The following is a 15,238-nucleotide window of genomic DNA, read 5'->3' on the forward strand; positions in this document are numbered from 1 at the left end:
CACCGCGCGCCTCTGCGGCGCATGACAGGATAATCACGATGAGCGACAACGCGAATAATCAACGGCAATTGCGCCTGGGTGCCATTCTGCATGGCGCATCGGGAAATATGTCCGCCTGGCGCCACCCGGACGCCACCGCCGACGCCAGCATTAACCTCGAATTTAATATCGCCTCGGCGAAAAAAGCCGAACAGGGGAAATTCGATTTCGTCTTCGTCGCCGATGGGTTATATATCAACGAAAAATCCATTCCGCATTTTCTTAATCGTTTCGAACCGCTCACCCTGCTGGCCGCGCTGTCCGCCGCCACCGATAAAATTGGCCTGGTGGGCACTCTCTCCACCTCCTACAGCGATCCGTTCACCGTCGCCCGCCAGTTCGCCAGCCTCGATCACCTGAGCCACGGCCGCGCCGGCTGGAACGTGGTGACGTCGCCGCTGGAAGGCTCGGCCAAAAACTTCTCGCGCACAGAACACCCGGAACACAGCCTGCGTTACCGCATCGCCGGCGAATTTCTCGACGTCGCCAAAGGGCTGTGGGATTCCTGGGAAGACGACGCCTTCGTGCGCAATAAGGCCAGCGGCGAATTCTTCCGCACCGGCAAACTGCACACTCTCAATCACCAAGGGGAGTTCTTCTCGGTACAAGGGCCGCTGAACATCGGCCGCACGCCGCAGGGGCGCCCGATCCTGTTCCAGGCCGGCGCCTCTGAAGACGGCAAACGGCTGGCGGCCCAACACGCCGATGCGATCTTCACCCATCACGACACGCTGGAGCAGGCGCAGGATTTCTATCAGGACGTGAAGCGGCAACTGGTGGAACAGGGGCGCGAACCGGACGATCTGCGCATCTTCCAGGGCGTCAGCGTGATCGTCGGCGACGACGACGCGGACGTCGAGCGCCAGTACCAGGAGACCGCCCGCCTGGTCAGCATCGAGAACGCCCTCAACTACCTCGGCCGCTACTTCGAGCATTACGACTTCGCCCGCCATCCGCTGGACGCGCCCTTCCCCGACATCGGCGATCTGGGGCAAAACAGCTTCCGCAGCACCACCGACGCCATCAAGCGCAGCGCCCGCGAGCGCAACCTCACGCTGCGCCAGGTAGCGCTGGAAGCCGCCTCGCCGCGCCCGGTGTTCAGCGGCACGCCGGAAGCAGTGGCGGACGGTCTGCAACGCTGGTTCGACGGCGAAGCCGCCGACGGTTTCATCATCAGCGGCGGTACGCCCAACGCCTTCGGCCACTTCGTCGATCGGGTGGTGCCCGTCCTGCAACAGCGTGGTCTGTTCCGCCAGACGTACCACGGTGACACGCTGCGCGAGCACCTGGGCCTGAAGCACCCGTTGAACAGATTCACCCAATAATAAGATCGCTTTCAGGGATACCCGCTATGCAGAAAACCGTTACTGCCACCCTCGTGGCAGCCTTGCTGAGCCTGACCGGCGCCGCGCAGGCGGGCACCGGCATCGATTTGCAGGCCAATGAAACCCCGATCCACGCGCCGAAAAACCCGCAGGCGATCGCCAAACTGCCGGCCGATTTCCACTTCGTGAAGCCGGGCCAATTCACCGTCGCGATCGCCGCGCTCAACACGCCGCCGCTGGCGCTGTTCGCCGCCGACAACCGGCGGCTGATCGGCAGCGAAGTGGATATCGCGCAGCTGGTGGCCGACAGCCTGGGCCTAACGCTTAACGTGGTGCAAACCTCGTGGGAAGACTGGCCGCTGGGGGTGGTTTCCGGCAAGTATGACGCGGCCATCACTAACGTCACCGTGACCAAAGAACGCAAAACCCGCTTCGACTTCGCCACCTACCGCATCGACTCGCTCGGCTTTTATGTCAAAACCGGCGGCAAGATCGCGACGATCAATCAGCCTGCCGATATCGCCGGATTAAAAATTATCGTCGGCTCCGGCACCAATCAGGAAGCCATCTTGCTGGCATGGGACAAGCAGAATCGGCAGCAGGGGCTCAAACCCTTCCAGCCGATCTACGTGACCGACGATGCGGCCGCCACGCTGGCGATCCAGTCCGGGCGGGCCGACGCCTACTTCGGGCCGAACGTGCTGGGCGCCTATAAAGCGGCGCTGAACGGCCGCACCCGGCTGGCGGGCACGGTAGAAGGCGGTTGGCCCAAGGCGGCGCACATCGCCGTCACCACCCGTAAAGGCAACGGACTGGTGCAGGCGGTGAACGAAGCGCTGAACGGCGCGATACGCGGCGGGCAGTACGATCGGGTGCTCAACCGCTGGGGCGAGAGCGTCGAACGCCTTGCGCAGTCGGAAATCAACCCGCCCGGTCTGGGCGATTAGGAGCACGCGATGACGCAAGACACCTTCATTCAGACGCTGCCGACCGATCCGCTGATCGCCCCGGTGATCGAAGGGCTGTTCGGCGAATATCGCCAGCGTTACGGCGACTATTTTGGTGACCAGGAACCGGAAGCGCTGGATCTGTACGCACCGCCGCAAGGGGCCTTCATCGTGCTGCTGCGCGCCGGCACGCCGATCGCCATGGGCGCCTTCAAACGCTATGACGCACAAACCGCGGAGCTGAAGCGCATCTGGACGCGGGGCGATCTGCGGCGCCAGGGCTTGGCGCAGCGGGTGTTGCAGCAGCTCGAAACGCTGGCGCTGGCGCAGGGATATCGCCGGCTCTATCTGACCACCGGCTTTCGCCAGCCCGAAGCGGTGGGCCTGTATCTGAGCAACGGGTATCAGCCGCAGTTCGATCCCACCGTCGACAGCGAGGTCTACAGCCGCCCACCCTACGATGGCCGCCTGCCGTTCCGCAAAAGCCTGATTGCAGAGGACGCGTGTTGTTGCGCGTCGGAAAGGAAAATCGCCTAAGGCCCCTTTATCTGTATCAGGAGACATAAAATGTCCAAACAAGACGTCTTGAAAGTGGTGCCCGCCCGCTATCCGCTGCGGCTGATCGGCGCGCTGTTTTCGCTGTTTATTCTGGCCGCCATCGTGCAATCGGTGGCGGGCAACGCGCGCTGGGAATGGGGCGTGTTCGCCGAGTGGTTCTTCGCGCCGGCGGTGCTGGCGGGGCTGGGGCAAACCCTGCTGCTGACGCTGCTCGGCACGCTGTTCAGCATCCTGTTCGGCACCCTGCTGGCGCTGGCGCGGCTGTCGCGCTCTTACCTGTTGGCGTCGCTGGCCTGGGGTTATATCTGGCTGTTCCGCTCGCTGCCGCTGATTCTGGTGCTGATCATCCTGTACAACTTTTCCTACCTGTACGAGGCCATCTCGCTGGGCATTCCCTTCACCTCCGTGGTGTTCGCCAGCTACCCGACCATCGACATTCTCGGCCAGTTCGCCGTGGCGGTGCTGGGCCTGACGCTGGTGCAGTCCGCCTACACCGCCGAGATCATCCGCGGCGGCATCCTGGGCGTGGATTACGGCCAGCACGAAGCGGCGGCAGCGCTGGGCCTGCCGGGTTATCGCCGCACCTTCCGCATCATTCTGCCGCAGGCGCTACGCTCCATTATTCCGACCGGCTTCAACGAGATCATCAGCCTGGCGAAAGGCACCTCAATCGTTTACGTGCTGGCGCTGCCGGAGCTGTTTTACACCATTCAGGTGATCTATAACCGCACCCAGCAGGTGATACCGCTGCTGATGGTCGCCACCGTCTGGTATCTGTTCATCACCACCGCACTGTCGGTGATCCAATACTACATCGAGCGCTATTTCGCCCGAGGCGCAGTGCGCGAACTGCCGCCGACGCCCTGGCAGAAACTGACCGGCTGGCTAAAACGTTAGGAGACCCGTATGTCTGAAGCCATTGATTATTACGCCTTGCCCGAGCAGCCGGCGCGCAACCTCACCCCGGTGCCGGCGCGCGGCCTGATCGAAATCAGCAACGTCAGCAAGTTCTTCGGCAAACACAAGGCGCTGGACGACGTCAGCCTGACGCTGCAGCCGGGCACCGTAACCGTGATCCTCGGCCCTTCCGGCTCCGGCAAATCGACGCTGCTGCGGACGATCAACCATCTGGAACGCGTGGACGAAGGCTTTATCCGCATCGACGGCGACTACGTCGGCTACCGCCGCAAAGGCAACCGGCTGTATGAGCTGAAGGAAAAGGCCATCCTCCGGCAGCGCATCAACGTCGGCTACGTATTCCAAAATTTCAACCTGTTCCCGCACCTGACGGTGCTGGAAAACATCATCGAAGCACCGGTGGTGCACAAAATTCACACCCGCGAACGGGCGAAAGCGGTGGCCTATGAGCTGCTGGATACCGTCGGGTTGCGCCACAAGGCGGACGCCTACCCGCGCCACCTCTCCGGCGGCCAACAGCAGCGCATCGCCATCGCGCGTGCGCTGGCGCTGAACCCGAAGGTGATCCTGTTCGATGAACCGACCTCCGCGCTCGATCCCGAGCTGGTCGGCGAAGTGCTGGACGTGATAAAGGGGTTGGCGGATCTGGGCGTCACGCTGGTGGTGGTCACCCATGAAATCGGCTTTGCGCGCGAAGCGGCGGATCGGTTGGTATTTATGGTCGACGGGCAGATCGTCGAGCAGGGCGACGCCAGGCAAGTGCTGGCTCAGCCGCAGCATCCGCGCACCGTCAACTTTCTCAACAAAGTCCTGTGATCGTCGGGGCGCCGCGGCGCCCCGTACCCGAGCCGCTTACCGGCCGGCGAAGCGCCGTTTCTCGGCGGCGAAATCCAGCGGGCGGATCCCCTGCTGGTTTTTGTCCTCGTCGGTCAGCAACGCCGGCGGAATAAACCAGGTCACCTCGAACAGCAGCCCGTCCGGATCGTGGCCATAAATGCTTTTGTGCACGCCGTGATCCTCTTCCAGCCCCAGAATGCCGCGTTCGGCCAACTGGTGACGAATACGCTCCAGCTCCTCCAGGCTGTCCACTTCCCAGGCCAGATGGTACAGCCCGGCCGGGGGCTCATGCTCCGCCGGCGGTTCGTTGTTGGCGCGAAACACCCCGGCGCGCTGCTGGCCCAGATTCTTGCTGAACAGCGCCAAATCGTGATCGTTGTCCGAATCTGCGGCCTGGGTAAACACCGCCCGATCGGGGCTGTCGGACGGCTTGAGCTTGAACCCCAACACCTGATGATAAAAGTCGGCGCTCTGCCGCACGTCGCTGACATACAGCACGGCGTGATTGAGACGTTTGATGCCCATCGATATTCCTTTTTCGCATTGAATGAAGTCAGCCTGAACATAGCATGTGGGGGGAAAGCCGCTAAATGCCGTTATCGCATGACTAAATGCCGCCCGCGCAATCTGTCGCTGCAAGGCATTCCGCGCTATCATAAGCGCTGTATAGAACCCTTTTGTGAGAATAGCGATGAACGGCAAGATAACGACTTTTTTTGAAGACAAAGGCTTCGGCTTTATTACCGACGAGAACGGAGAAAATCGTTATTTTCACGTGATTAAAGTGCAAAACCCGGAGCTGATTAAGAAAAACGCGGCGGTGACCTTCGAACCGACCAACAACACCAAAGGCCCGTCGGCTTATGCGGTCAAAGTGTTGGCGCCCAGCAAATACATCATCATCGCCAATGAAAGAATCAAGATCACCAGCATCAAGTCTTTCAATACTTTCACCGAGGAAGTGCCGGTCAAAGCCGACGTGGATAAAGAGAACACCGTGCTGTCGGTCGGCCTGCTGATGAACCGCATTCGCCCGCAGTCAGAAGACCAGGCGCAGACCATGCAAACGCTGCGCATGCTGACCATCACCACCTTCCAGAACACCACCCATACCTTCTCCGAGCACGAGATCGATATGGATGAGACCATCAAGGCGCTGAAGAGCCTGTAAGCGCCGGTTGCCCAGCGTCGAGCCCTAGCGAAACAGGATATGCTCGACGCTGTTGCCGCTCACCACATTGAACGACTCCACCCGATTACGCCCCTGCGATTTGGCGCGATACAGCGCGATATCCGCCATATTCATCAACTGCTCCAGCGATTTCACCTCGTTCATCGCCAGGCTGGCGACGCCGACGCTGATGGTGATTTTCAGCATCTGCTTGCCTTCCGCCTGCAGTTCCGCCTGCTCCACCAGCCGGCGCAGATGCTCCCCCAGCGCCACGCCCTGCGCCGCCAGCGCGCGCGGCAGCATGATGGCGAACTCTTCCCCGCCCAGGCGGCCGAACAGCTGATCGTGCCGCAGCTCGCGCCGCACGATGTGCGCGAACGACGCCAAAACCTGATCGCCGGCGCTGTGGCCATGCGTATCGTTGATCTGCTTGAAATGATCGATGTCGATCAGCAGTAGCGACACCGCCTCTTTCGAGCGGTGCTTGTGCTCCAGCAGTTCGCCCGCTTTGCGCGTCATCGCGCTGCGCGCCAGCACACCGGTCAGAAAATCGTGGTTGGCGCTGTGCTCCAGGCGCCGCATCAGCTTGCGATTGGCGGCGATAGAGCTGGCGAGGATCAGCGGCCCCATCACCAGCATGGCGATGCCCAATCGGGCGGACATCAGCGTGTCGAGGAAGGCGTTGTGGTTGTTCGGCGTTTCGTACAGCACCAGGTTGGCGGAAATGCTGCTGATTTCGGTCATGCCGGTCAACAGCGTCAGCAACGTCACGGGGAACAGCGGGTAGCGCACCGCGCACCACAGCAGCGCCGGGATCGGGAAGGCGATGGCGCCCGGCCCACCGATATAGACGCTGAACACCAGCGACAGCAGCAGCGCCAGCAGCGGCAGGCAGCCTTTCAAACGCCAACGCACCTGCATGCGCAACAGCTGCTTCAGCCGCGGCGCCGCCATCAGCACCGGCAACAGCAGCAAGGTCGTCGAGAACTGCTCGCTGAACCAGGCCAGCCAGGCAACCACCACCGTGTTGTTGTACAGACTGTCGTTGCGCAGCACCGACAGCGTCGACGCCACCGCCGCACCGGCCAGACTGGCGCTGAACATATAGAGTATTGCCTGGGGTTTGCCCATGCGCCGTTGAGATTGGGGCAGCATCAGCATGATGCCGTAACCGACGGCGATCAGCGACATGTTGCAGGCGTTCAGCCACAGCGCCAGGGACCCGCCTTCGCCGGTGCTGAGATCGGCGGCGACCATGCCCAGATAGGTGGTAAGCCAGCCGAGCGGCGTGGCATAAACGGGTTTGCGCAGCAGCAGGCCGAGCAGAATCGCATTCACCGGCCAAAATAAGGAAAGCGAGCCAATCGGCCGGCTAAGAATACCCACCAGAGAAAGTAAAAAGGCCAGCATGAAAAGATTGATCAGCTGAACCGTTAGCGGCAGGCCATGCCTGGCGTTTACTCTGGCGTTCATCGCCTCGCCCATATTTTGCTAATAACCAGAATAATAATATGCATACTCTCTCGCCCGGCCAGTGAGGGATAGTCAATCCGAATTTCAACCAAAAAAGCCAGACAAATCAATAATAAAAATCGTTAACATTTAATTAACAGACTTTTCTTAGCCTGATGCGGCCGCGGCGGGCTCACCCGCATAGCGTCAGCAAATAATGACTACTCTGCTGTCAGCATAGCGCATAGCGTAATAGGCCGCCGACGGCGTTAATTACATTAATAAGTTTGTGGTTATTGGCCGTTGAATGATGTTTGAATAACTACGCGATTATTTTCCTGCAACTGGGCCGCCCGTGCAATAACAACCCAAAAAAAGCCCGCATAGCGCGGGCTTGCCTGAACAACAGCAAATCGACAGTTACAACACGGCCATGCATTGCATGCCCGTGCTGCCGCGCAGTATAGCGGTGAAAGCTTAAGCAGACCTTAGCAACAAAAAACCCGGCCTAGGAACCGGGAATATTTGTACGAAATGCAGTGTTAGCCCAAGCAGGCTAATAACATTTCACAGCTTACACGCCAATTGTGCAGAGAAAATGAACGCGGCGTCCGTTCAACCGCACCGCCGCCCTCTCTGCACGGAAGGCCTTACGCCAGTTTGGCGGCAAAGCCCGCTACGCGCTGGCCATAGAGCTTGGCGGTCGCCAGATCGCCCGACAGCATTTCATCCACGCCGGCATCCGCCGGGGTCTGCACCAGCAACCCCACCGAACCGCCCAGGTTATTGACGTCGGTGCGCTGCGCCGATTTGGTGTTGGCCGGCAGCAGCCCCAGGCTGACCCACAGGCCGCCATGTTGCGAAGCCAGCGTCTGCAGCGCGATCAACGTCACCTGCTTGTCGCCGTTCAGGCTGGCGCTGTTGGTAAAGCCGCCGAACACTTTGTCTTGCCACTTGCGGCCGAACCAGGCCTTGGAGCTCGCGTCGGCGAATTTCTTGAACTGCCACGACGGGCCGCCCATATAGGTCGGCGAACCAAAGATGATGGCGTCCGCCTCATCCAGCGTCAGCCAGGCTTCGTCGCTGATATCGCCGTTCTGATCGATGGCGATCAGTGCCGCCCCGGCGCCTTCCGCCACCACTTTCGCCAAACGCTCGGTATGGCCGTAGTCGGAATGAAACACCACTACTGTCTTCGCCATAGAAATTCTCCACTCATTGCACAAAGGCGCCGGCGGCGCCCCTCTCGCGTTAAATCTAATCAAGCGCGCAGCGGCTGAATACCGAATAAAACTGACGGTGTTATTCAAAAAAAATCGCGTTATGCGCCCTGCTCTGCCTGTTGGCGGGCAAAGTCGATAAAAGCACGCAGCGGGCGCGGCATTTGGCGGTTTGCCGGATAGTACAGATAGAAACCGGGGAACGGCGGCGTCCAGGCATCGAGCAGCGGCAACAACCGGCCATCGGCCAAACCGGCGGCAACCTGTTGCTCAAACAGGTAGGCAATGCCAGCCCCATCCATCGCAGCCCGCACCAAGACTTCCGGCTCATCGACTATCACCGGCCCTTCCACGGCGATCTCCTGCTTTTCACCGTCGCACTCAAACTCCCAGCGATACAAACTGCCGTTGGTCGGCCAGCGGTAATTCAAACAGCGATGTCGATGCAGATCGCCCGGTGTTAACGGCCGGCCGTGACGCGCCAGGTACGCCGGCGAAGCGACGACGCGCATCCGCACCTCTGCGCCCAGTTTGACCGCCACCATATCTTTCGCCAGTTTCTCGTGCAGCCGCACGCCGGCGTCAAAACCGCCGGCAACGATATCCACCAGCCGCTCCTCAACATTAAGATCGAGCGTAATATCGGGATATTGATGATGAAACGGCGCGATCAAGGGCGCCAGAAAATGCAACGCCGCCACGCGGGTTACGTTAAGCCGCAAAAGACCTGAGGGGTTCTGGCGTTGCTCTACCGCCTGCGCCACCGCCGCGTCGATCTCGGCCATCGCGGGCGTCAGGCGCGCCAACATCTGTCTTCCGGCTTCAGTCGGCGCCACGCTGCGAGTGGTGCGATTCAGTAAACGCACACCCAGACGCGCCTCCAGGTTGCGCAGCGTTTGGCTGAGCGCCGAAGCGGACATGCCTAAATGTGCGGCGGCGCGGGCGAAACCGCCGTGCTCAACAATCGCGGCAAAGGCGCGCAACTCGGCGAAATCACTGCCCCTCATTATACTCTCCCTCCTTAATAATTCATGAAGATTATAGCGCATTCCTTAAACAACCTGCGGGCGCTACTGTAGACGCTACCTACACGGGAGAATGCCTATGAACACGTCACTATCGCTGGATCACTATCGTTTATTGGGCCGTTCCGGCCTGCGCGTTTCACCGCTGGCGCTGGGCACCATGACCTTCGGTGCCGACTGGGGCTGGGGAGCCGAACAAGCCGAGGCTCGGCGCCTGTTTGACGTTTATGTCGAACGCGGCGGCAACTTTATCGATACCGCCAACCGCTATACCGAGGGCAGCGCCGAACGTTTCGTGGGGGAATTCGCCATCAGGCGCCGCGATCGGCTGGTGATAGCCACCAAATACACCCTGCCGATGCAGCCGGACGATCCCAATTCCGGCGGCAACCATCGCAAAAGCATGCTGCGTTCGGTTGAAGAAAGCCTGCGGCGGCTCAATACCGACTACATCGACCTGCTCTATCTGCACGCCTGGGATTTCACCACATCGGTGGAAGAGATCATGCGCGCCCTGGACGACCTGGTGCGCGCCGGGAAAGTACTGTATGTGGCGGTGTCCGATCTCCCCGCCTGGCAGGCGTCCAGAATGCAAATGCTGGCGGACCTGCGCGGCTGGTCACCGCTGATCGCCCTGCAAATCGAGTACAGCCTGCTGGAACGCACCGTCGAACGCGAACTGCTGCCGATGGCGCAAGAATTGGGGTTAGGCGTGATCCCCTGGTCGCCGCTGGCCGGCGGCGTATTAAGCGGCAAATACCGGCGACAGGATCTGCAACCGTCACCGGATGAAGCGCGCACTCGGCGCGAAGCCGTGCGTGCCAAGGGGACATTGAACGCACGCAATCTCGGTATCGCCGACGCCGTCAAGCAGATAGCTCACGAGACCGGGTATACCCCATCACAAATCGCGCTGGCCTGGACACTGCGTCACCCGACGGTTACCGCGCCGATCGTCGGCGCCCGAACCCTGTCGCAATTGGAAGATAACCTCGGTGCATTGAAGGTCGCGCTGGCGGAAGATCATTGGCGACGGTTGGACGATCTCAGCGCCATCGAGCTGGGATTCCCGCACGATTTTCTCTCCCTGCCGGTCACCCGCAACATCATGACGGGCAGCGTGCATCTCGCCAGGCGCAGATAAAAAAAATCCCGCGCAAGGCGGGATAAACTTAACAGGGATGGGGTAATACACTACAGGGAATGGATAACACACAACATCATCGGGTAGAGCTACAGTACCAATCCCAATGTATAGAACTGTCATCCCCGCGTAAGTTTGCTCGGCCAGATGTAACGCCGAATGGGAAATATGACATTTTTCTCAACGCACCACGAACAGACGCGATTCGAAACCGCCGCTCTTGAAGGTGCCGGTATTGACCCACCCCGGCGGCGAATGGCCGAAGTCCTGATTGAAATCGCCGCCGCTGACCAGCCAGACCCGGCGATGGCCTTTCGATAAAACGCTGAGCTTATCGACATAGGTCTGCGCCGCCCGATCGTGGAAAAAGGTGCCGAAGCCATAGGCATTAGGCTTGCCCGAAATGCCGTTGGGCCTGGCCGGGGTATACAGCAGGGCGCGATAGCCCTGCTTGTTGTAATACACATAGCTCAGGTAGTTGAACATGTTGCTGACCACCACCGCATCGTTAGGCTGATAGTGGCTGTTGATATAGTGCACCATCACCTTGAACTCATCTTTCTCGACCGGGTAGTCGTTACGCACGCCGCAGCCAAACAGCAGGCTGAAGAACAACAGCAAAGAGATCCCGCGCACCCGGCTTTTCGTTCCGGCGATCAGCACGCCCAACACCAGCGGAATGCCGAGCGCGGCGGAATAGAGGTAGCGATCGACAAACAGCGGCGTGCGCCAGGAAATGGCGAATACCAGCGTCACCGGGATCAGAATGCCGCCAAGCAGCAGCAGCGAGAATATCCTTGGCATCGCGCGCCGTTTCAGCAGCAGCGCGCACAACGCGATAAACATCGCCGGCAGCAGCCAGAGAATCGCCGTGGGATAGTTGCTGCCGTCATGGCCAGTGAGAAAACGCCAATACATTGCCGGCAGATCGCCCCAGGAAACCTGAGGGATCCAACCGACGTCGCCGCCGACCCGCAGTTCGGCGATATGCGCCAGCAGATTGAACAGCACCAGCAGCCAGGGAATGTAGGCCACCCCAATCGCCACATTGGCCAGCCACCACGCCGGCTGCTTGATGTACCGTACGCCTTCTCGGCGGCACGACAGCGCCAACACCACCAGCCAGTGGGCGATCAGCGTGAAAATGGTGAAGTAATGGGTATAAAAGCTCAGCGTCATCAACAGCGCATACAGCGCCAGATAGCGGCGGTTATCCGGCGTTTTCAGCCACTTCGCCAGCACCATGGCGGCGGCGATCGCCAGCATCCCCATCAGCGCGTACATGCGCGCCTCCTGGCTGTAACGCACCGCCATCGGCATGATTGCCATCAGCCATCCCGCTATCAGCGCCGCCCGCTCGTTGGCCAACCAACGGGTAAAGCGCATCGCCAGCGCCACCGTCGCCACGCCGAACACCAGGCTCAGCGAACGGGCGGCCATGATGCCGTCGCCAAACAGTACCATCCAGGCATGCAGCAACAGATAATAAAGCGGCGGGTGAACATCGAAGGAGGCGTGGTACAGCAAAGCGCCCACATCATAGCGGCTGGTCAGCACGCTGGAGGCTTCATCGCACCAAAAGTACCGATCCGTTAAGGAAATAAATCGCACGATCGCCGAAAACGCCACGATCGCCAACGCGTAATGTTTGTAACCGATGCCCTTTAAGCCGTTGTTGCTCAAAGAGACATTCGAAACCTGTTGCAGTGACATAACCGCATTCCGCCCAAGAGAACCACACAGTGTGGAGACGCAGCGTCATCATTGCCGACGGCGGGTAAATGGCGGGTAAATCAGTGCGAAAAATTCGGCGCAGTCACCGCGGCGCCGCACGGCTCTCAGCGGATTTCAACGCTGAAATCCGGGTAGGCCTTCTCGCCGTCGCTGAGGTAATGCCCCAGCGCCCGGTAAGCCATCACGTACAGCACGGCGGCGGCGCACAGGCACAGCAAGGTCACGAGCAGGAATCTGGATTTGCGCACGATAGGCTCCATGGGGAAATTTTCGCCTATTGTAGCGCGGCAAAATAAACGAAAGTTCAATTGCCGGCGGGTCAAGCGCCTCGCACTCACTCGGCGAGGCGGCTCGTATCATTTCTTCAACATGTAGATAAACGAATCGACGGTTTCGCCGCCGGCGGTGGTGACGCTGACCGCTACCCGTTCATACCCCTCGCCTTCGAACGCATCGAGAGTCGGCCAGTGGTTGACGAGATTAGCTGAACGGAACAGAAAACCCTTCACCCGATTGCCGCTGTTATCCAACACGATGCCTGGGTAGCCCATTTCGGCGCCCCAGCCTTCGTTAAGCAGCGATCCGCCAACGCTGCCTTCTTCCCAGCTGCCGCCGATGGCTTCCATGATGTGCGCGTTGGGTCTGCCCGGCCCCAGGGTGCCGTATACGAATAAGCTTTGCATTTTTCACTCTGCCACTGACGGAAAGTTAGCGCATGAACATAGTATGACGCTCAGCGGCGAGCCAACGGGAGTATGGGCTACACAGTCGAGTTTTCAAGGGAACAATTGTGGGGGAGAAAATCAAGGAAGAAATGGCACGCCCTATAGGATTCGAACCTATGACCTACGGCTTAGAAGGCCGTTGCTCTATCCAACTGAGCTAAGGGCGCATTGAGATGCGGCAACCTGCGGCTGCGGGTTGGGATTATACGGTCAGAGGTTAGCGAGTCAATGCCTTTTCATGACGTTACGGCGGCGGCCGTGCTTTATGGCGTTTTTTCCGCCAGCGCCCGCGCGGCGAGGGTTCCCGTCAACCGGGCGCCGCCATGCTGAACCTGGCCGACGCCTACGTAAATCGGCGCGCGTTCAGACCACCGCCGCCCGTCACCCCACCACCGGCAAAGGCGAGCGGACTGCACGACTGCGGCGATGTCGCCCCAATCGGCGTGCTCAACCACCCGCGCGTTGCAGGTCGCCGCCACCCTTTCCTCCAGTGTGGCGTCGGGGCGGGCGCTGTTTAAAGAAGCCTGGCTCCCCGATGCCCAAACCAGCAACAGCGTGCAGCCTGCCCAGGCGCAGCCCTTCATACGTATAATTTCCGCCACAGCGCATTCAGGCGCGCCCGCCACGACGGCGCTCCTTCATGCTTACCGAGCTGATGCAGCGCGGTGAGTTGCGCGCTGTCCGCCGGATGCAGTGAAGAGTCGAACACCGTTTCCCCCACATGTTTAGGCTCCGCCGGTTGCTCGTCAGGCTGATGATGCAACGGGTAAAGCCGGGTTATCGCTCTCATGATCCTGCCCTCTTTCGCCCTGTGAACGGCCCCAGCGTATCCAAATACAGGTAAAAATGACGTAGAGGATCCTGAGGCCGGCATAAAAAAAGCGTAAATCGCCGTCGGCAACGGCCGCGAGGGTGATTCTGCGCCTGACAGCGCGCTCAGCTTCTGCCAGAATAGCGGCATCCCCGCTTTTCTTAATTGATGGATTTCCACACTGATGTCAGCAAAGATTATTGATGGTAAAACGATTGCGCAGCAGGTTAGAAACGAAGTGGCTGAGCAAGTGAAACAACGTCTGGCGGCCGGCAAACGCGCCCCAGGGCTGGCGGTTGTGCTGGTCGGCGAGAATCCGGCTTCGCAAATTTACGTCGCCAGCAAGCGCCGCGCCTGCGATGAAGTCGGCTTCCTTTCCCGCTCCTACGACCTGCCCGCTGCCACCAGTGAAGCCGAGCTGCTGGCGTTGATCGACCAGCTGAACGCCGATGAGGAAATCGACGGCATTCTGGTGCAGCTGCCGCTGCCGGCCGGCATCGATAACGTCAAGGTGCTGGAACGCATCCACCCGGACAAAGACGTCGACGGCTTCCACCCGTACAACGTCGGCCGCCTGTGCCAGCGCGCGCCTAAGCTGCGCCCGTGCACGCCGCGCGGCATCGTCACCCTGCTGGAGCGTTATAACATCGATACCTACGGCCTGAACGCCGTGGTGGTCGGCGCGTCCAACATCGTCGGCCGCCCGATGAGCATGGAGCTGCTGCTGGCCGGCTGCACCACCACCGTCACCCACCGCTTCACCAAGAATCTGCGTCATCACGTAGAGAACGCCGATCTGCTGGTGGTGGCGGTCGGTAAGCCGGGCTTCATTCCGGGCGACTGGATCAAACCGGGCGCCATCGTGGTAGACGTCGGCATCAACCGTCTGGAAAGCGGTAAAGTGGTGGGCGATGTCGATTTCGACGCCGCCAGCGAGCGCGCCGCCTACATCACCCCGGTGCCGGGTGGCGTTGGCCCGATGACCGTTGCTACACTGATCCAAAATACCTTGCAGGCCTGCGAGGAATATCACGACGTTCAACCTAAATAAGTAAGGCAGTATGGAAATTTTCAATCTGGACAATCATCCCCACGTCGAACTGTGCGATCTGCTGAAGTTCCAGGGCTGGTGTGAAAGTGGCGGCGCCGCCAAAGAAGTCATCGCCGAAGGGCGGGTGAAAGTCGACAGCAAGGTCGAAACCCGCAAACGCTGCAAGATCATCGCCGATCAAGTGGTGGAATTCAACGGCGGCAAGGTCATGGTTAAACCCTAATCCGCAGCCATAGAAAAAGGCGCTGAATTCAGCGCCTTTTTTGTTTTTCCCTGCGGCC

General features: G+C 60.0%; 18 protein-coding genes and 1 tRNA gene. 9 read left to right on the forward strand and 10 right to left on the reverse strand.

Annotated features, from left to right (window positions below; genetic code table 11):
- Positions 1-38 precede the first annotated feature (38 nt).
- The 5 genes from ACUTSC_RS09645 to ACUTSC_RS09665 are packed head-to-tail and all read left to right on the forward strand — an operon-like array spanning position 39 to position 4,603.
- Positions 39-1,364, forward strand: coding sequence for an NtaA/DmoA family FMN-dependent monooxygenase (locus ACUTSC_RS09645; protein WP_197766770.1), 1,326 nt, complete (start codon positions 39-41; stop codon positions 1,362-1,364).
- A gap of 26 nt (positions 1,365-1,390) precedes the next feature.
- Positions 1,391-2,311, forward strand: a complete 921-nt coding sequence (locus tag ACUTSC_RS09650) for a transporter substrate-binding domain-containing protein (RefSeq protein WP_197766771.1) — start codon at positions 1,391-1,393, stop codon at positions 2,309-2,311.
- A gap of 9 nt (positions 2,312-2,320) precedes the next feature.
- On the forward strand, positions 2,321-2,848 hold the full coding sequence (locus ACUTSC_RS09655) for a GNAT family N-acetyltransferase (RefSeq protein WP_063991075.1): 528 nt from the start codon (positions 2,321-2,323) through the stop codon (positions 2,846-2,848).
- A gap of 30 nt (positions 2,849-2,878) precedes the next feature.
- Positions 2,879-3,766: an ABC transporter permease subunit gene (locus tag ACUTSC_RS09660; RefSeq protein WP_197766772.1), complete on the forward strand. Its 888-nt coding sequence runs from the start codon at positions 2,879-2,881 to the stop codon at positions 3,764-3,766.
- Between the two features lie 9 nt (positions 3,767-3,775).
- Positions 3,776-4,603 (forward strand): ATP-binding cassette domain-containing protein, encoded by an 828-nt coding sequence (locus tag ACUTSC_RS09665; protein WP_197766773.1) that lies wholly within the window; start codon positions 3,776-3,778, stop codon positions 4,601-4,603.
- Between the two features lie 36 nt (positions 4,604-4,639).
- Here the strand turns inward: ACUTSC_RS09665 and ACUTSC_RS09670 are convergent, their stop codons facing one another.
- A complete protein-coding gene (locus tag ACUTSC_RS09670) occupies positions 4,640-5,149 on the reverse strand; it encodes a VOC family protein (RefSeq protein WP_038877409.1) in 510 nt (169 codons plus the stop codon).
- Positions 5,150-5,315: 166 nt separating this feature from the next.
- Here ACUTSC_RS09670 and ACUTSC_RS09675 point away from each other — a divergent pair, with 166 nt between their 5' ends.
- Entirely contained in the window at positions 5,316-5,795 is a 480-nt protein-coding gene (locus ACUTSC_RS09675) for a cold-shock protein (RefSeq protein WP_445653291.1), read from the forward strand.
- A 24-nt stretch (positions 5,796-5,819) separates the two neighbouring features.
- Here the strand turns inward: ACUTSC_RS09675 and ACUTSC_RS09680 are convergent, their stop codons facing one another.
- From ACUTSC_RS09680 to ACUTSC_RS09690, 3 genes are all read right to left on the reverse strand, one after another.
- Positions 5,820-7,268: a diguanylate cyclase gene (locus tag ACUTSC_RS09680; RefSeq protein WP_445653292.1), complete on the reverse strand. Its 1,449-nt coding sequence runs from the start codon at positions 7,266-7,268 to the stop codon at positions 5,820-5,822.
- A gap of 629 nt (positions 7,269-7,897) precedes the next feature.
- A complete protein-coding gene (locus tag ACUTSC_RS09685) occupies positions 7,898-8,449 on the reverse strand; it encodes a flavodoxin family protein (protein WP_445653293.1) in 552 nt (183 codons plus the stop codon).
- 119 nt (positions 8,450-8,568) lie between these two features.
- Positions 8,569-9,474: a LysR substrate-binding domain-containing protein gene (locus tag ACUTSC_RS09690; protein WP_197766777.1), complete on the reverse strand. Its 906-nt coding sequence runs from the start codon at positions 9,472-9,474 to the stop codon at positions 8,569-8,571.
- Between the two features lie 97 nt (positions 9,475-9,571).
- On the opposite strand from ACUTSC_RS09690, the gene ACUTSC_RS09695 reads away from it, so the two are divergent.
- Positions 9,572-10,636, forward strand: a complete 1,065-nt coding sequence (locus ACUTSC_RS09695; protein ID WP_445653294.1) for an aldo/keto reductase — start codon at positions 9,572-9,574, stop codon at positions 10,634-10,636.
- A gap of 180 nt (positions 10,637-10,816) precedes the next feature.
- Here ACUTSC_RS09695 and ACUTSC_RS09700 read toward each other — a convergent pair whose 3' ends face one another.
- The 6 genes from ACUTSC_RS09700 to ACUTSC_RS09725 all read right to left on the reverse strand — a co-directional run bounded on the left by ACUTSC_RS09700 (position 10,817) and on the right by ACUTSC_RS09725 (position 13,885).
- Positions 10,817-12,349 carry a glycosyltransferase family 39 protein gene (locus tag ACUTSC_RS09700; protein WP_197766779.1) on the reverse strand — a complete coding sequence of 511 codons (1,533 nt, stop codon included), beginning with the start codon at positions 12,347-12,349 and terminating at the stop codon, positions 10,817-10,819.
- A gap of 125 nt (positions 12,350-12,474) precedes the next feature.
- Positions 12,475-12,618, reverse strand: a complete 144-nt coding sequence (locus tag ACUTSC_RS09705; RefSeq protein ID WP_195892008.1) for a hypothetical protein — start codon at positions 12,616-12,618, stop codon at positions 12,475-12,477.
- Positions 12,619-12,726: 108 nt separating this feature from the next.
- Positions 12,727-13,053 (reverse strand): gamma-glutamylcyclotransferase family protein, encoded by a 327-nt coding sequence (locus tag ACUTSC_RS09710; protein WP_048322373.1) that lies wholly within the window; start codon positions 13,051-13,053, stop codon positions 12,727-12,729.
- Between the two features lie 132 nt (positions 13,054-13,185).
- Positions 13,186-13,262 (reverse strand) — tRNA-Arg (locus tag ACUTSC_RS09715).
- A gap of 96 nt (positions 13,263-13,358) precedes the next feature.
- Positions 13,359-13,679: a hypothetical protein gene (locus ACUTSC_RS09720; protein ID WP_197766780.1), complete on the reverse strand. Its 321-nt coding sequence runs from the start codon at positions 13,677-13,679 to the stop codon at positions 13,359-13,361.
- Complete coding sequence (locus ACUTSC_RS09725) at positions 13,676-13,885, reverse strand: hypothetical protein (protein WP_039567125.1); 210 nt, start codon at positions 13,883-13,885, stop codon at positions 13,676-13,678. Before ACUTSC_RS09725 ends, ACUTSC_RS09720 begins: the two co-directional genes overlap by 4 nt.
- A 205-nt stretch (positions 13,886-14,090) precedes the next feature.
- Between ACUTSC_RS09725 and folD the strand changes: the two genes are divergently transcribed.
- Together folD and ybcJ are read left to right on the forward strand one after the other, a co-directional pair.
- The gene (gene folD, locus ACUTSC_RS09730; protein WP_004940177.1) at positions 14,091-14,957 is read left to right on the forward strand and encodes a bifunctional methylenetetrahydrofolate dehydrogenase/methenyltetrahydrofolate cyclohydrolase FolD; all 867 of its coding nucleotides are present in this window, start codon (positions 14,091-14,093) and stop codon (positions 14,955-14,957) included.
- 10 nt (positions 14,958-14,967) lie between these two features.
- Entirely contained in the window at positions 14,968-15,180 is a 213-nt protein-coding gene (gene ybcJ / locus ACUTSC_RS09735; RefSeq protein ID WP_445653295.1) for a ribosome-associated protein YbcJ, read from the forward strand.
- Positions 15,181-15,238: the final 58 nt, after the last annotated feature.

Source organism: Serratia sp. TSA_105.2 (genome assembly GCF_052692115.1).

Coding starts and splice junctions, on each gene's coding strand:
- ACUTSC_RS09645 (WP_197766770.1), top strand. CDS start 39: ATGAGCGACAACGCGAATAATCAACGGCAATTGCGCCTGGGTGCCATT.
- ACUTSC_RS09650 (WP_197766771.1), top strand. CDS start 1,391: ATGCAGAAAACCGTTACTGCCACCCTCGTGGCAGCCTTGCTGAGCCTG.
- ACUTSC_RS09655 (WP_063991075.1), top strand. CDS start 2,321: ATGACGCAAGACACCTTCATTCAGACGCTGCCGACCGATCCGCTGATC.
- ACUTSC_RS09660 (WP_197766772.1), top strand. CDS start 2,879: ATGTCCAAACAAGACGTCTTGAAAGTGGTGCCCGCCCGCTATCCGCTG.
- ACUTSC_RS09665 (WP_197766773.1), top strand. CDS start 3,776: ATGTCTGAAGCCATTGATTATTACGCCTTGCCCGAGCAGCCGGCGCGC.
- ACUTSC_RS09670 (WP_038877409.1), bottom strand. CDS start 5,149: ATGGGCATCAAACGTCTCAATCACGCCGTGCTGTATGTCAGCGACGTG.
- ACUTSC_RS09675 (WP_445653291.1), top strand. CDS start 5,316: ATGAACGGCAAGATAACGACTTTTTTTGAAGACAAAGGCTTCGGCTTT.
- ACUTSC_RS09680 (WP_445653292.1), bottom strand. CDS start 7,268: ATGAACGCCAGAGTAAACGCCAGGCATGGCCTGCCGCTAACGGTTCAG.
- ACUTSC_RS09685 (WP_445653293.1), bottom strand. CDS start 8,449: ATGGCGAAGACAGTAGTGGTGTTTCATTCCGACTACGGCCATACCGAG.
- ACUTSC_RS09690 (WP_197766777.1), bottom strand. CDS start 9,474: ATGAGGGGCAGTGATTTCGCCGAGTTGCGCGCCTTTGCCGCGATTGTT.
- ACUTSC_RS09695 (WP_445653294.1), top strand. CDS start 9,572: ATGAACACGTCACTATCGCTGGATCACTATCGTTTATTGGGCCGTTCC.
- ACUTSC_RS09700 (WP_197766779.1), bottom strand. CDS start 12,349: ATGTCACTGCAACAGGTTTCGAATGTCTCTTTGAGCAACAACGGCTTA.
- ACUTSC_RS09710 (WP_048322373.1), bottom strand. CDS start 13,053: ATGCAAAGCTTATTCGTATACGGCACCCTGGGGCCGGGCAGACCCAAC.
- ACUTSC_RS09720 (WP_197766780.1), bottom strand. CDS start 13,679: ATGAAGGGCTGCGCCTGGGCAGGCTGCACGCTGTTGCTGGTTTGGGCA.
- ACUTSC_RS09725 (WP_039567125.1), bottom strand. CDS start 13,885: ATGAGAGCGATAACCCGGCTTTACCCGTTGCATCATCAGCCTGACGAG.
- folD (WP_004940177.1), top strand. CDS start 14,091: ATGTCAGCAAAGATTATTGATGGTAAAACGATTGCGCAGCAGGTTAGA.
- ybcJ (WP_445653295.1), top strand. CDS start 14,968: ATGGAAATTTTCAATCTGGACAATCATCCCCACGTCGAACTGTGCGAT.